The sequence below is a fragment of the Eilatimonas milleporae genome (assembly GCF_003688555.1).
GTDB lineage: Bacteria > Pseudomonadota > Alphaproteobacteria > Sphingomonadales > Kordiimonadaceae > Eilatimonas > Eilatimonas milleporae.
Genome location: NZ_REFR01000015.1, coordinates 195,419 through 209,152, shown reverse-complemented (window position 1 = coordinate 209,152; position 13,734 = coordinate 195,419). Strand labels below are relative to the sequence as shown.

The 13,734-nt window shown below is 62.7% G+C and carries 19 protein-coding genes; 2 read left to right on the top strand and 17 right to left on the bottom strand.

Annotated elements, in window-relative coordinates; genetic code table 11:
• Positions 1-35 precede the first annotated feature (35 nt).
• Entirely contained in the window at positions 36-1,007 is a 972-nt protein-coding gene (trbB, locus tag BXY39_RS17200; protein WP_121940122.1) for a P-type conjugative transfer ATPase TrbB, read from the bottom strand.
• Positions 1,008-1,194: 187 nt separating this feature from the next.
• Between trbB and BXY39_RS19210 the strand changes: the two genes are divergently transcribed.
• Positions 1,195-2,208 carry a DUF6236 family protein gene (locus BXY39_RS19210; RefSeq protein WP_147453620.1) on the top strand — a complete coding sequence of 338 codons (1,014 nt, stop codon included), beginning with the start codon at positions 1,195-1,197 and terminating at the stop codon, positions 2,206-2,208.
• Between the two features lie 3 nt (positions 2,209-2,211).
• On the opposite strand, the gene BXY39_RS17195 is transcribed toward BXY39_RS19210, so the two are convergent.
• From BXY39_RS17195 to BXY39_RS17150, 11 genes are all read right to left on the bottom strand, one after another.
• Positions 2,212-2,628, bottom strand: a complete 417-nt coding sequence (locus BXY39_RS17195) for a ribbon-helix-helix domain-containing protein (protein WP_121940121.1) — start codon at positions 2,626-2,628, stop codon at positions 2,212-2,214.
• Between the two features lie 11 nt (positions 2,629-2,639).
• A complete protein-coding gene (locus BXY39_RS17190; RefSeq protein ID WP_121940120.1) occupies positions 2,640-4,646 on the bottom strand; it encodes a conjugal transfer protein TraG in 2,007 nt (668 codons plus the stop codon).
• Between the two features lie 22 nt (positions 4,647-4,668).
• On the bottom strand, positions 4,669-6,426 hold the full coding sequence (locus BXY39_RS17185; protein ID WP_121940119.1) for a relaxase/mobilization nuclease domain-containing protein: 1,758 nt from the start codon (positions 6,424-6,426) through the stop codon (positions 4,669-4,671).
• 247 nt (positions 6,427-6,673) lie between these two features.
• The gene (locus BXY39_RS17180; protein WP_121940118.1) at positions 6,674-7,435 is read right to left on the bottom strand and encodes a lytic transglycosylase domain-containing protein; all 762 of its coding nucleotides are present in this window, start codon (positions 7,433-7,435) and stop codon (positions 6,674-6,676) included.
• A gap of 3 nt (positions 7,436-7,438) precedes the next feature.
• Positions 7,439-7,951, bottom strand: a complete 513-nt coding sequence (locus BXY39_RS17175; protein WP_121940117.1) for a S26 family signal peptidase — start codon at positions 7,949-7,951, stop codon at positions 7,439-7,441.
• The gene (locus tag BXY39_RS17170; protein WP_121940116.1) at positions 7,948-8,412 is read right to left on the bottom strand and encodes a DUF2840 domain-containing protein; all 465 of its coding nucleotides are present in this window, start codon (positions 8,410-8,412) and stop codon (positions 7,948-7,950) included. The genes BXY39_RS17175 and BXY39_RS17170 overlap by 4 nt, the downstream gene beginning before the upstream one ends.
• Entirely contained in the window at positions 8,409-8,693 is a 285-nt protein-coding gene (locus BXY39_RS17165) for a helix-turn-helix transcriptional regulator (RefSeq protein WP_121940115.1), read from the bottom strand. The genes BXY39_RS17170 and BXY39_RS17165 overlap by 4 nt, the downstream gene beginning before the upstream one ends.
• A 112-nt stretch (positions 8,694-8,805) precedes the next feature.
• Entirely contained in the window at positions 8,806-9,354 is a 549-nt protein-coding gene (locus BXY39_RS17160; protein ID WP_121940114.1) for a hypothetical protein, read from the bottom strand.
• A 51-nt stretch (positions 9,355-9,405) separates the two neighbouring features.
• Complete coding sequence (locus BXY39_RS19415; RefSeq protein ID WP_170163928.1) at positions 9,406-9,777, bottom strand: DUF2285 domain-containing protein; 372 nt, start codon at positions 9,775-9,777, stop codon at positions 9,406-9,408.
• A gap of 37 nt (positions 9,778-9,814) precedes the next feature.
• Positions 9,815-10,129, bottom strand: a complete 315-nt coding sequence (locus BXY39_RS20130; protein ID WP_425458913.1) for a transcriptional regulator domain-containing protein — start codon at positions 10,127-10,129, stop codon at positions 9,815-9,817.
• Positions 10,130-10,263: 134 nt separating this feature from the next.
• Positions 10,264-10,536: a DNA -binding domain-containing protein gene (locus BXY39_RS17150; RefSeq protein ID WP_121940112.1), complete on the bottom strand. Its 273-nt coding sequence runs from the start codon at positions 10,534-10,536 to the stop codon at positions 10,264-10,266.
• A gap of 164 nt (positions 10,537-10,700) precedes the next feature.
• On the opposite strand from BXY39_RS17150, the gene BXY39_RS17145 reads away from it, so the two are divergent.
• Positions 10,701-10,919, top strand: a complete 219-nt coding sequence (locus BXY39_RS17145; RefSeq protein WP_121940111.1) for a helix-turn-helix domain-containing protein — start codon at positions 10,701-10,703, stop codon at positions 10,917-10,919.
• Between the two features lie 54 nt (positions 10,920-10,973).
• On the opposite strand, the gene BXY39_RS17140 is transcribed toward BXY39_RS17145, so the two are convergent.
• The 5 genes from BXY39_RS17140 to BXY39_RS17120 all read right to left on the bottom strand — a co-directional run bounded on the left by BXY39_RS17140 (position 10,974) and on the right by BXY39_RS17120 (position 13,668).
• Entirely contained in the window at positions 10,974-11,306 is a 333-nt protein-coding gene (locus BXY39_RS17140; RefSeq protein WP_121940110.1) for a DUF736 domain-containing protein, read from the bottom strand.
• Between the two features lie 673 nt (positions 11,307-11,979).
• Positions 11,980-12,477 carry a GNAT family N-acetyltransferase gene (locus tag BXY39_RS17135; RefSeq protein ID WP_121940109.1) on the bottom strand — a complete coding sequence of 166 codons (498 nt, stop codon included), beginning with the start codon at positions 12,475-12,477 and terminating at the stop codon, positions 11,980-11,982.
• A gap of 11 nt (positions 12,478-12,488) precedes the next feature.
• Positions 12,489-12,866 carry a VOC family protein gene (locus tag BXY39_RS17130; protein WP_121940108.1) on the bottom strand — a complete coding sequence of 126 codons (378 nt, stop codon included), beginning with the start codon at positions 12,864-12,866 and terminating at the stop codon, positions 12,489-12,491.
• Positions 12,863-13,327: an SRPBCC family protein gene (locus tag BXY39_RS17125; protein WP_121940107.1), complete on the bottom strand. Its 465-nt coding sequence runs from the start codon at positions 13,325-13,327 to the stop codon at positions 12,863-12,865. The genes BXY39_RS17130 and BXY39_RS17125 overlap by 4 nt, the downstream gene beginning before the upstream one ends.
• Entirely contained in the window at positions 13,324-13,668 is a 345-nt protein-coding gene (locus BXY39_RS17120; RefSeq protein ID WP_121940206.1) for an ArsR/SmtB family transcription factor, read from the bottom strand. The genes BXY39_RS17125 and BXY39_RS17120 overlap by 4 nt, the downstream gene beginning before the upstream one ends.
• Positions 13,669-13,734 lie beyond the last annotated feature (66 nt).

Here is a 13,734-nt window from a genome sequence, read left to right as displayed (position 1 = left end):
ATAAGGCCAGCGCGGATAGAGGATGGATGTTCTGGTCACTGAGTGTCTCCTTGCTTGTGGCTGAGGGCGTAATCGCCTTGGGAATCGAGGCAGGTGATGTGGGCGAGTTCGGCGAGGCGTCGGTCGGCGCCGCGCCCGGCGAGCACGGCGACGAGATCGATTGTCTCGGCGATCAGCGCACGCGGGACGGTGACGACGGCTTCCTGGATGAGCTGTTCGAGGCGGCGCAGCGCGCCGATGGCGGAACCGGCATGGATCGTGCCGACGCCGCCCGGATGACCGGTGCCCCAGGCCTTCAGGAGATCGAGCGCTTCGGACCCGCGCACCTCGCCGATGGGGATGCGATCGGGGCGCAGCCGAAGCGATGAGCGGACCAGATCGGAGAGCGTCGCGACGCCGTCCTTGGTGCGCAGCGCCACAAGATTGGGCGTCAGGCATTGCAGTTCGCGCGTGTCCTCGATGAGAACGACGCGGTCGGAGGATTTGGCGACCTCGGCTAGCAGCGCATTGGTCAGCGTCGTCTTGCCGGTCGAGGTGCCGCCCGCGACAAGAATGTTGCGGCGCTCGGCAACAGCGAAACGCAGCGCGTCCGCTTCGGCGCCGGTCATGATCCCGGCAGCGACATAATCGTCGAGGGTGAACACCGCGACGGCGGGCTTGCGTATCGCGAAGGCCGGTCCCGCAACGACTGGCGGAAGCAGCCCCTCGAACCGCTCCCCCGTCTCGGGCAGCTCAGCGGAAACGCGCGGATTGCCGGCATGCACCTCCGCCCCGACATGGTGCGCGACCAGCCGGACGATCCGCTCGCCATCGGCCGGGGCCAGTCGTTCGCCGGTCTTCGCGAGACCTTCCTTGAGCCGATCCACCCACAGACAGCCGTCCGGGTTCAGCATGATCTCGACGACGGAAGGGTCGTCGAGCCAGGCGCCGACATGCGGCCCGAGCGCGGTGCGAAGCATGCGGGAGCCGCGCTTGATCGCTTCTGTTCCGAAAGGTTGGACGGTCATTGGCGGCCCCGCAGTTGCTTACGGGGTCGATTAAGAAGACCGCTATTGGGCGCGGATCAACAGAGGCGACGGCGTAGTAGTGCGGCGGCGTGCAATGGCAGGTAAAAGGGATTGTCCCACGCTTTTGTCTTGTGCGTGGCCGGATGAATCGCAATCAAGTCTTCTGAATCGTACCGGGAATAAACTGATGATGAAACGAGCGATATACTTTCCACATATCTCGCTACCCCAAAATCTCTGGTTTACGCGCTCTCTCATTTATTGGGATAAGGTCTCTTCAATTGTACCTTCGGAATTCATGTATGAACCTGAGAAACTAGGCGAATACACTCAACGCCTCGTTCAGCTAAATCTTGTCGAGCCTATTTTTCCCGCAGCGCATCTGTATGGAGCGGACCGGTTTTATGAAGAATTTGACGGATATATTACTTCAAGAGAGCTAAAATCTCTTTCACCTCATAAGCGTTGGCATCGCTTACACATGGAAAAACTCGAGGCAATTGGAGAGAGGCTGTGTTCGCTTGGCGTCGCAAAGCCCCCGACAAAACAGAATAGATCTTGGTACAGCGTTCACCCTGACGTTTCTGATGCTTTTATGGTATATCTAACCTTGGTATTGGGCAGAACTTTAGATAAGGGCCCGGCTAGTCCAATAACCGATAAGAAAAAACTCTTGGCGCTCATCTCCAAAGATCGACCGGATTTCGGCCTATCGCAATCCGATATTCGTTCTGTGGAGAGTCGAGCCGTCCTACTCAAAGGATTGTTGCCGGTCCCACGGTCAAATGTATCACCGGAGAAGATCGCTGATTTCAAGTTCAGGTACGGGACCCAAATGCAGGCTTTCCGTAGAGAAGTCGAAAACGCTGTTTCCGAACTATCTGCAATAGCTGATGTTCGAGACCGGGCTTCTAGATCAGAGCATATTGTAAGTGGATTTCGAGAGCAAATCGAAGACATTGAGAGGCGAATGGAAACGTGGAAATGGCCGAAGGTCGACTTTAGTGATGTTTGCTCTATCACGGCGTTATCGGTAACTGGCCATAAGGCCTACGAACTAAGTGATGAGAGGCTCGGTATCGTTGCTGGTCTTGGACTTCTTGGTGCGGCGTACCGTGCTGTAACCAAGGAGCGAAGGGCGACAATATCAGAGCCTCTGGCCTATGCGGCGTTTGCTAACCGAAGGTTGGGCTCCCGCTGATCATCATTCAACACTGGTGACGATGTCATTTGAGACCTCTTTGGTGAGCGTGCTGCCTTTGGCGAGCCGCCGGCCGAGCGCTTCGACGAAGCCCTCATAGCGTTCGCGGCCCTTGGCCTGGGCGGCGTCGCGCATCGTATCGGGCAACGGCGGCGTGGTGGTGAGCCAGAACTTCACGAACAACCCGACCGCCTCGTTTCCGATAGTGACATCGCGTTCCAGCCGTTCGACGGCGCGGGTCAGCCGGTCGAGGCGGCGGACGATGGCGGCTTCACGTTGATCGGCCGCGTCCGGCGAGAGATAGGAAGCGAGCGCGGCTTCGACGATCTGCGATTTCGACACCTTGCGCCGCGCCGCGAGGCTCTCCAGTTCACCCGTCAGCGTGGGATCGAAATACACATTGAGGCGGTCCTTCTTCATCCTGGCGCCTCTCAAAGCTCGATGCCGTCTTCGGGGTCGAGCGACACCTGACGCGCGACGCCGCGGAACCGGTCCTGGAGCTGTTTTGCGCGCTGGGCATCGTCGTCGGGCTCATCATCCAGCGCGGCGAACTCCTCGCGCGCGGGCGCCGGACGTTCCGGCGCGATGTCTTCATGCTCCGGGATCTCGGGCTCGCGCCGGATGCCGCCATCGGCATCCTCGTCGTCCGTCGCCTTGCTCGGTGAGTTGGCCAGGTCTGGGCCGATGAACGGAACGGAGGCCCAATCATCGGCTCTGGATGCCGCCGGGCCTTCGATCACTCCCTTCGGGGCTGGCGGTGGCAGAATGCGCGCCTTTAGCTGGGGATCCTTGAAGTAGCGCGCCTTCTGCGCCCGGATCGGCGGCGCGCCAGAGACGAGCACCAACTCCTCATGGGGCGGGAGCTGCATGATCTCGCCCGGCGTCAGAAGCGGCCGCGCCGTTTCCTGACGCGAGACCATGAGATGACCGAGCCAGGGACTGAGCCGGTGGCCGGCATAGTTCTTCATCGCCCGCATCTCGGTCGCCGTACCGAGGGCGTCCGAGACACGCTTGGCGGTGCGCTCGTCGTTCGTGGCGAAGGCGACGCGCACATGGCAGTTGTCGAGGATCGCGTTGTTCTGGCCGTAGGCCTTCTCGATCTGGTTGAGCGACTGGGCGATCAAGAACGCCTTTAATCCATACCCGGCCATGAAGGCGAGCTGGCTCTCGAAGAAGTCCAGCCGACCGAGCGCGGGAAACTCGTCCAGCATGAGGAGAAGGCGATGCCGCCTGTCGGCGTGCAAATCCTCCGTCAACCTGCGGCCGATCTGGTTGAGGACGAGGCGCACCAGCGGCTTGGTGCGGCTGATGTCGGAGGGCGGCACGACGAGATAGAGCGTCGCCGGTCTATCGCCTTCGATCAGGTCGCGGATGCGCCAGTCGCAGCGGCTGGTCACCTTGGCGACGACGGGGTCGCGATAGAGGCCGAGAAAGCTCATCGCGGTCGAGAGCACACCCGAGCGTTCATTGTCCGACTTGTTGAGAAGTTCGCGGGCCGCCTGGGCGACGACCGGATGCGGCCGGTCCCCCAGATGCGGCGTCTTCATCATCGTCGTCAGGGTCGCCTCGATCGGACGGCGCGGATCGGAGAGGAAGGCGGCGACGCCGGCGAGTGTCTTGTCCGCCTCGGCATAGAGGACGTGGAGGATCGCGCCAACCAACAGCGCGTGGCTGGTCTTCTCCCAATGGTTCCGGCGTTCCAGCAGGCCTTCGGGATCGACCAGGATGTCGGCGACGTTCTGGACGTCGCGCACCTCGCTGTCGCCGCGCCGGACTTCCAGCAACGGATTGTAGGCGGCGCTGTCCGCATTGGTTGGATCGAATAGCAGCACGCGACTGAACCGCGACCGCCAGCCGGCCGTGAGCTGCCAGTTCTCGCCCTTGATGTCGTGGACGATCGCCGAGCCCGGCCAGGTCAGAAGCGACGGCACGACCAGCCCGACCCCTTTGCCTGATCGTGTGGGCGCGAAGCAGAGCACATGCTCGGGACCGTCATGCCGCAGATAGCTTCGCTCGAACCGTCCGAGCACCACGCCGTCAGGGTCGAGCAGACCGGCCGCCGCGACGTCCTTCGTCTGAGCCCAGCGCGCCGAGCCATAGGTGGTGACGTCGGAAGCCTCGCGGGCGCGCAGCACGGACAGGAAGATGGCGACGACGATCGACATGATGCCGCCGGCGCCGGCGATGATGGCCCCCTCGACGAACACCCTTGGCGCATAAGCGTCGTACCAGTACCACCACCAGAAGAAGGCGGGCGGGATGTAAACCGGCCAGCCGAACAGAGAGAACCAGGGCTCGCCGAGCTCCGGCTGGAAGCCGAGCCGCCACGCGGTCCACTGGGTGGCGGCCCAGACGAAGATCAGCGCGACCAGGCTGACGATCAGTATCTGACCCCAGAGGATCGTGGTGGCGGGAGATTGGGGATCGCGTTTCGTCATGGGGTTCTCTTTCGTCGGTGGCTCAAAGCGTCAGGCCGCGCTTGCGACCGAGCGACCAGTCAACGCCGCCGCCCGGGGTCATCGTGCCGGTCACGCTCTGGCCGAGATGCTTTTCGAGTTGCGGCTTCCAGGGCACGAGTTCGAAACCCAATCCGTTGTCGAGCATGGCGAAGCGGCCCGAGGCGAGATCGAGGCGCTGGCGATAGACGCCGGCGACGTTCTCGCCTTGGCTGCTCTTCTGGCGCTTCAATCCCGTCTCGGCTTCGAGCTTTGCGGCGGCGGCCGCGAGGTCTCGCTCGCGCAGCGTCTTCAGAAGATCGCGGGAGAAGCTGACACGGGCGCCTAGCCGGGTTGCAAGGCCTGCCGTCTCCAGATGATCGATCCGCCGTTCGAGGGCGACGGAGACCTCGGCGCCGAAGCCAGCCTGGCTAAGCGGTGCGCGCTCGCTGGCGAGCTGCAGACGGTCGAGCCAGGTCGCACCGCCGGCAGACACCTGCGCGTCCAGCGTCAAGTCGGATCTGCCGACCAAAGAGAGGCGCGGACGGCCGCCCTCGCGGGCTCTCCAACTCCGCGTCTCGACGACCCCGCCGACCGGCGTGTCGCCTGTCATGTCGAGATCGGAAAAGCGTAAGTGATGGATGCGGCCGTCGACGCCGTCGATGACGGCATAGGCCTCGCCCTTCAGCTCGTCATGCAGGCCGCGATCGACCAGCCGTCCGAGGATCGGTTCGGCTGGCTCTGCTTGGATGGCGAAGTCGGTAAGCGGCCGCTCGGCGCCGCTCCCCATCGCCCGGTGCATGGTCTTGATGATGTCGCCGCGCGTCGCGAGATCGCGCAGGGTCTGCTCGGCGCCGGGCTTCATCGTCCAGACCGCCGGGGCGAGCTTCTCGGCGACGCCGAGCCGTTCGAGCGTCTGCGCGCGGCCGATCAGGCGCCTGCGTAGGTCGGGGTCTTGCGGTTGGGGCGATCCGGGGCGCAGGTCCGCGACGCCGCCATTGTCATCGCCGAGGCTGCGCAGGGCCCGGTCGAGCCCCGTCCAGCGTTCCGCTTCGACCTCCTTGTCGAGACCTGCCGCGATCTCCTTCTCGCTGCGCGGCCCCAGCTCGAGTTCGACCAGTTGCTCGGCGCGTCCCCGCAGTCCGGATGAGATATAGTCGCGCGCAATGACGAGATCCTTGCCATCGTCGCCGCGACCCCTGACGAGAACGTGCACATGCGGATTGTCCGTGTTCCAATGCTCGACCGCGACCCAATCGAGCTCGGTCCCGAGGTCCCGTTCGGCCTGGCTCATCAGGTCGCGTGTGAAGCCGCGCATGTCTTCCATCTGACCCGCGTCCTCGGGTGAGACGATGAAGCGGAAGTGGTGGCGGTCGTCTTCGGTGCTCGCGGCGAAGGCGCGATCGTCGGCGGTGTCATGCTCCTTGTCGAACATCGCCGCGTCGCGACCGTCTTTCGTGACGCCCTCGCGCTTCAGATAATCGATGTGCTTGGCCAGCGGCGCCGACCGGAATCTCTGCCCGCGATGGCGCACGATCCGGGCGTTGACGATGACGCGGCGCTGCGTCCGGGCGAGGCCGCGCGAGACCTTCACGAAGCGGCCGCGACCGAAGGTCGATCGTCCGGCGCGCCAGCCGGACGATCGGAAGCCATGGCCGGTATGCCCCGCCTTCTTGGCCGCGCGCATGACCTGTCCGACGAAGCTCTTCGCCTTGCGGCCCGGCGTTCCCTTGTCGCGGATGCGGCCCGGGCGGACGCGGATGTCGTTGTCGCGCCCGTTCATGGTGAAACGGCCCCTACCGGCCGAGTGGCACGGCAAGACGGCAGGGAAAACAGAGCGCTAGCGTTATGTGCGGCACTGTCGACTGCCGTGCGGCGCGCGAAAAACCTAACAACAACAACGCCGTAGCCGCCTCTCGCGCCCGGCCTTTTATCTTGCCCTCCTCCCGTTGTTCCACTCTCCGTGTGCTGCACTCCTACCGGGGATGCGATGAGGCACGCCATGGTGCGCCAGATTGCGATTGGGGCGATCATTGCGAATTCTCCGCCTGGGGACGGATGAAGAGACCTGTCGGGCGCTCTTCGGGCTGTAGGAGATTCGAGATCGCGGGCTGGGCTGACGGCCCATTGGATTCCTGCTGATCGGCGATTGGTTGGTCAGCGGAACGCTGATCGATCCGGGCGACGAAGAGCGGTGCGGCGCGCCAATCGACGACGATTGTCGTGCGCTCGCTCTGCGGAGGAACTGTCGGCGCGCCGGTGACGGCAGGCGCCAGCGCGGCGATATAGGCATGGGTTTCGTGCGGCAGCCGGCGGCCGGTCGCGAGGTGCTCAGCGTAACGCTCCGGTCCCGCATTGTAGGCTGCGAGAAACCCCGGCGCGCCGAACCGGTCGTACATCTCGCGCAGATAGGCCGTGCCCGCCAGAATGTTGTTGCGGGGTTCGAACGGATCCTCGCCGAGACCGTAGCGGGCGCGCAGTTCGTCCCAGGTTCCGGGCATGATCTGCATCAGGCCCATGGCCCCGGCGCTGCTGACGGCGCGCGGATCGTTCGCGCTTTCGGCCTGCATCACGGCGCGTATCCACCGCTCGGGAATGGCGAAGCGCTGCGCCGCCTCCGCAATGTAGCCGTCGATCGCTGCCCCGTAGAATGTTGCCTGCGCGTCGGCCGAGACGTCGACGGTCTGCTGTAAAACTGCGGCGGAAGGGCTGCTGAAGAAAAGCGCGGCTACCACAAGCGCTGCGGGACGGACTGCGCCCAAATGTCGAGCAGTCTGCGAAAGGCGGAGCATCCGTCAGTCCTCCCGCGTCCAGATCGGTGTCGCTTGGCCGATGATCGTCTCGGTGCCGAGCGGCCCGAAATACCGCCCGTCCAGGCTCGCGGGATGATCCGCATTCAGGAAGAAGACCTCGCCCTCCGCGAGCCGGTGGCAGCCGTTCCAGACAGGCAGCGGTCGCTCGAGCCGGTCGCGCTCGCGCGCCTCGGCGATGGCGTCTCCGTCGATCAAGATAGAGGTGCCATCGCGGCACACTTCGGCCCTGGGTAGAGCCGCGATGTATTTCAGAAGCGGCGTGTCACGACCGAGATAGCGGTTCTCGACGAGCCACGATTCGAGCGGCTCGGGCGGCCGCACGGCGACCAAGGTACCCACTTCCAGGGTCTCGATCGGGGTCACGGCGTAGAAGCCGACCGGAACGCTCGGCGACGGATTCCAGAGCACGGCCGGATCGCTCTGGACGACCGCCGAGGCGCCGATCAAGGCGAGCGCCGATCCGCCGAGGATGAGGGTTTTGGGCGCGCGTCTCATGCGCCGATCTCGCGGCGCTTGAGCCAGGCGTCATGCCGTAGTTCAGTATAGGCGCGCGGGTCGAGCCCGGTGGTGAGGCGGTTGTGGACGTGCCGCCAATGGTCTGGGCAGACGTCTTCTGGGGCGAGCCCGAGCGCTTCGATCTGGTCGATGGCGAGCAGCGCCGCCTCGACTTTCGGCCAGCCGGAAAGGCGCAGCAGCATCTCGCCGCCGGGTGTCACGCAAGGCACGGTCGAACAGCTCGCGCCCGGCTGAACCGCGCGCAGGATGTCGATCCTGCTCTCGACGGTGCCGTAGTCGTTCGACGACCATCGGACGAAGGCGAAGACCGCGCCGGGATCGAAGCCGACGGTGCTCCTGCTGCGGCTCGTCAGCGTCTCCTGGACGATGCGGCCGAAGCGAATCCAGCGCTCGACCTGCCCTTCGATCCACAAAAGATCGACCGTGGTGCGGATGCTCATGAGCGGCTCTTGTCCGCATAGGCGGGCGAGATGGCCGCATGCCGCTTGGCGGGCAACACAGTGTCGCCGGTGTCGTCGGAGGTCGATGATTTCTCGCCGCGGCCGACCCAAGCCTGCAGATCGTCGACGGCGTAGACGACGCGTCCGCCGATCTTCGAATAGCGTGGGCCGGTGCCGTAGGTGCGGTGTTTTTCCAGCGTCCGGCCGGAGAGCCCGAGAAAGCGGGCGGCTTCTGGGGTTCTGAGATAGCGCGGCGGAAGGCCGGCATTGGGATCGGGCATGGGGTGCGCCTCCGGTGCTTGCGCCGCGCCGCGGGATGCGGCGGGCTGTCGGAGGTCACAAAAGCGGAGAAGCGCGTCCGGGAGGGATGACGATCAGCGAGGGCGGAAGACGTCACCCCCTCAGAGGCGGCGGGTTCTGCCTGTAAACGTGGCGGAGCTGGACGCAGATGAAGTTCAGATCGACGCCAAGTTGCGCCAGTTCGTTCATGATTTCGTCGCACCTCGCCTGCGAGAGATCCTCCTGAGTGTACTCGACATCCCCGCCGCGGCGGCGAACATCGAGCCGCATTACCGGCTGACCGATTGCAAGAAAATCGAAGAGGAACTGAGCATGCAGGATGCCATTCCGGCGCTGTCGTTCCGTGTGCAGGCGGTCGATGGCCTGATCGAAGCGATCGTACCAGCCTTCGATCGGAACGCGATCGAACGGCTCATCGGCATCCACGACGTCGCGGAATGCGTGAATCTTATCGACGTTCCGAAGACCACTTAGCCATTGATGCGTCTCATCCCAATGGTCGTGACCGCGCGCCAGAAGCAGGATTTGATCGATCTGTCCTTCCAACCATTGAAAGGAAATAACGTACTGCCCGACAAAGCTGTAGAAGCGCTCGGCTTCGGCGATCGTTGCGGGATCTTCTTCCCAACGGTTTCTGGTCATCGCGTGTGCTCAGGATTGGGTGTTCTTCATCGTTATAGAAACTGCCTGAGGTTAGGGGATGTATTTTCCGCGCAATAGGTTTTTGTAGCCCTGATCGATCAGCCTGCGGCCGTGCGCCGTGAGTCTGGCAATCTGGGCTTTCAACGAACTCGTCTTCCAAGGTTCTTCGGCAACACGGCGGGCGCCGAAGAAGGCGGCCGCGATCGCCCGGTAGGTTGCGCCATCACGGCGGCCGTCCATGCAGCGCAGTGCGCGTTTAATGCGCTCTCGGCGCTGGGGCGTGATGGGTGGGTCGGCAGTTCGCTCGATCAGCCGTAGCCGTAGCCGTTCGGCGGCGGCGACACGGACCGGCCAATGATCATCGAGCGGGATGAGGACGCCGATGCTTCGCGCGTCGAACGCGTCGGAGGTCGCCACAAGCACGGCGCCATCCGGCAGTAGAGCCCAAGACTGTCCGTGATCATCGGTTTGACGCTCGGAGACGTGCTCGGTGATGCTGGCCGTTTGCAGCCCGAAGTCCGGCAGCTTGGCGACCAGGTTGACGACTGCGGGGGCGAAGTCGGGCCGCCAAAAAACCGGAGCGTTGGGTGCGGCGATGTCCGGGTCGGCGGGGAAATCGTAACCCCCAATCGGCTGCTGTGGCGCCGCCCTCGCTCATTCGTCCGTAGTCGGCACGGTAGTGTTCGTTCCGTCTCAGACACTCCCAGGCCAGCCCCGAGAGGTCGAGGCTGTCGAAATGGTCGTAAGCTCGATCATCGCTCCAGTCTCGCAACATAGCCGATCTCCATTCAGCGGGCGAACACTGGACACATCGCCCTGCTTTAAGAGTTTCGGATCGAAGTCGTCTTTGACTAGTCTTCGGCGGGACACTGGGTGATGCGCCATGCGCATCACTGAGCGGATCGTGTGTCAGGGAAGGCCACGCTGTAGGAGGTCACGGTAGCCGTTCTCGGTCATCCAGCGTGCGCGACCGAGATGGTTTGCATGCACCCGTTCGGCGCGTTCGGGTTCGACATCTGCGTCGATGCCGAGGAGGATGATCGCGACGTCTGCAAGCGATGCGCCCGCCGCTTCAGCGTCGAGGAGACGCATGTAGAGCTTGAGATGCTCGCGGTCATAGACCGTCACGACGTTCGCCGTAGGAGGCGCGTCAGCGATGGGCGTTGCGGGAGCGTGGGTCATGGAGAAGATCCTGGAGGGCTTCTGCCCAAATCGTTAATGGCCCATAAACCATAGCTGACGCAACCGCCGAGCGGTTGCAAACGGTAATGACGTTATGATCGGCAGTCATGGTCGCGTATTATAATACGTCGCATTAAAATACGCGATGGTGATCGTTACGGCGGATGGATATCCGCAGCACATTTGGAAACAATCTGAGGCATTACCGGCAAGAGGCGGGCATCAGCCAGGACGCGTTGGCGGCGAAGATGGGCGTCGACCGCGCCCATGTGAGTGCGATGGAGCGCGGCCAGCAGAACGTCACGATCATCACCCTCTGGCACGCCGCGCTGGCGCTCGACGTGAAGCCGGCGGCGTTGCTTGAGACATCGGAGGACGGTTGAGACGCACGAAAACGCCCCGTCCGGCTTGCCGGACGGGGCGTGTTGCTGGCGGCTTCAGTCGCCGTTCTGGCGGCGGGCGCGCGACCAGATGAGGCTGTAGCTCTCTTCGCCTTCGACGACCGTGTCGTCGAAGAGGTTGGCGTAGATCGGCTGGGTAAAGCTCGGATCGTCGAGCTTGAGGCTCAGATAGTCGCGGCCTTCGTTCGAGGTCTTGGACCAGGCGGCGCCGATCTCGGCGCGGCCGACGAAGACCCGGTGGCTCGGCGCGTTGCCGTTGGATGAGCCTTCCTCGGGGACGATGCGGACGTTCTTCGCCTGCACGCTGAGGGTGACGATTTCACCGACGAACTCGTTGCCGGTCTTCTTGAAGGTTCCGATGGTGGCCATGTCAGTTCTCCTTTTGGCTTCGAGCCCGCGCCCTTCGCGGCCTCGATGGCGATCGGACAGGCCGGGGCGATCCGCCGACGCAGCCATTCATGGCCCGCAGCGTGAGCGGAGGACGGCGGGGACGGTCTTTCTTGCCTCGCGAGGAATGGGCGAAGCCCAGGGGAAGAAAGTCCGGCCCCGTCGTTGCGGCCAAGGCGGTCGAGGCGTCAGCCGGCCCCGGCCAGATCAGCTCATGGAGAGGCCGTGACGGGCGCGGGCGATGGGGCATCGGAGAAGACCTGACAGCCACGCATGGATACCGGCAAGATCCCGGTGCCTCGCGTCGCGTAAAGACAGGCGGCGGCGTGCAAATGGGTGCAGGCGTTTCGTCCCTGTCAGGAGCGTGACGCGTGGCAACGACTCTGTCGACCAGTGGTCCTTCGCGCCGCTCGCTCCGAGTCGGCGCTTCATTGTCCATCCTCTAGCAGGAAACGCGCCCCGGGCTCAGGCTACTGTTCGCGTCTTCATCACGACCAAGATCAACGCGGATGGTCGGCATACAAAGAAAGGGTTGGAGACGCTCTCAGCGATCGTTCGCTGCGCGCCCGCCGCTGAACACTTGTGGTGTTGCCGATGCGTTTTCATTCGACCCGGCGAGGACGGCTGTGCGCCAACACCGCACGGTCAGTTAGCTTCACGATCTGCCGGATAAGTGAATCTCATATCTCCAGACCTCTAGCGTAAATGTCCCTTCCGGGGTTTCGAGCTCACTTGTCATTGTGCCTCTGTATCGCCAACCGCTTTTCTCGTAGAATCGCGCGGCTCGCATGTTGCCGATAGCGCAGGCTAACCACGCGACCCGAAACCCTTCCTTTCTAATCCGAGCCAAAGCGTCTGCATTGAGGCTCGCCGCAATCCCTGAACCGCGACCCGCTGGCGCCACATAGAGTTGGTAGAGTTCGTCATTTTTGACCATGCCGAACCCAACCAACTCGCCTGCCAGTACGGCAACGCGGACGTCGCCCAACGCTCTGGCTAGCCGATCGCGAAAGGAGTCGAACGTCCGGTGCTGAGCCAGCTTGCTCGGCAGAAGATCGGCGTGCGCATCTTGCCAGCCGTCGTACCAGATCTGAGCGAGGTCGCGGACATCATTGGCTTTGGCGTCGCGAATCAGCGCTTGCTGACTTGCCATTCTGGGGCGAATCAAACTGCGCCAGTCACGTGACTGGAAAACACCGTAATGATGTGTCCGGCCGGCTCACGCACCGTAAACACTTCATGGTCAATCTGTGGGCGCGGCTCGATCGGCGATGGTTCCAGGCCGAGTGCGGCAAATTTCTCGTGGCTTATGTGGATGTCATCGACCATGAGGTCAAAAGCGGCGTCGCCGCCTGTCACCACGGCTTTAGCCTTCACGAGCAAATGCGTACCGCCCCGCAGCTCAAATACGGAGACGTCTGGCCCTTCAAAGACACTTCGCATGCCAATAGTGCGCATGAATTGGCAAGACGCTTCCATTTGATCGGTTTCGAGGACAACGTGGGCAACGCCGACGTCCGGCCGTTGAGCGGTTTTACTCATGCCAACTGCTCGGCGAGCTTCCCGAGTTGATCAATCGCGGTACCCCAGCCATCGAGAAAACCCATATCGGCATGCTTTTGTCGATCTTCATCGTTCTTATGCAGTGCAGTCGCTGTGTAGAGTGTCCCTTCCGGATGCTCTTCAAGTGTAATGACTGCCGAAAAGAAAGCCTCCTCGTTCGGTCTCCAGCCGCCTTGCAGTGCATCGGTAAACACAATGCGCTCGTGCGAAATCACCTCAAGAAAGCATCCTTTCGACGGCATCACGGTACCATCAGGCAGCGTCATTTCTGTATCGAAACTTCCGCCAGCTTCGAGCGTCATGTCTAAGACTTTCGTCTTGACTGGCGCAGGAGCCCACCACTGCTCGAAGTGTTTTGGCTCAGTCCAAGCACGCCACACGGCGGAACGTGGGGCTTTGATTACTCGGCTAACTGTTAAGTCGGTTGGTTGATTGCTCATGAAAGGCTTCCCTTTGATTGGTTCGCTTCGACATATTCAGCCAGTCGGTCGGTTCTGCCTTCCCAAATGGCGCGTTGCTCAGCTAGCCACGCCTCGGTTGCGGCGAGTTGCTTCGAATTCAGACGACAGGTTCGAACACGGCCTTTCTTTTCCGTCTCGATTAACCCGCTTTCTTCAAGCACTTTCAGGTGCTTCATGAACGAGGGCAGCCCCATTTCAAAGGGCTCTGCCAACTCCTTTACGGGAGCGTTTCCTAGCACCAGGCGTGCGAGCACGGCGCGGCGGGTGGGATCGGAAAGAGCGTGAAAGCTACTATCGAGAGATGCTGAATAGTTCTCCATGTGGAAAACCATATGCTATAGTTCACCAGATAGCAAACTATTGTTGACGGACTGCTTTGGACTCAC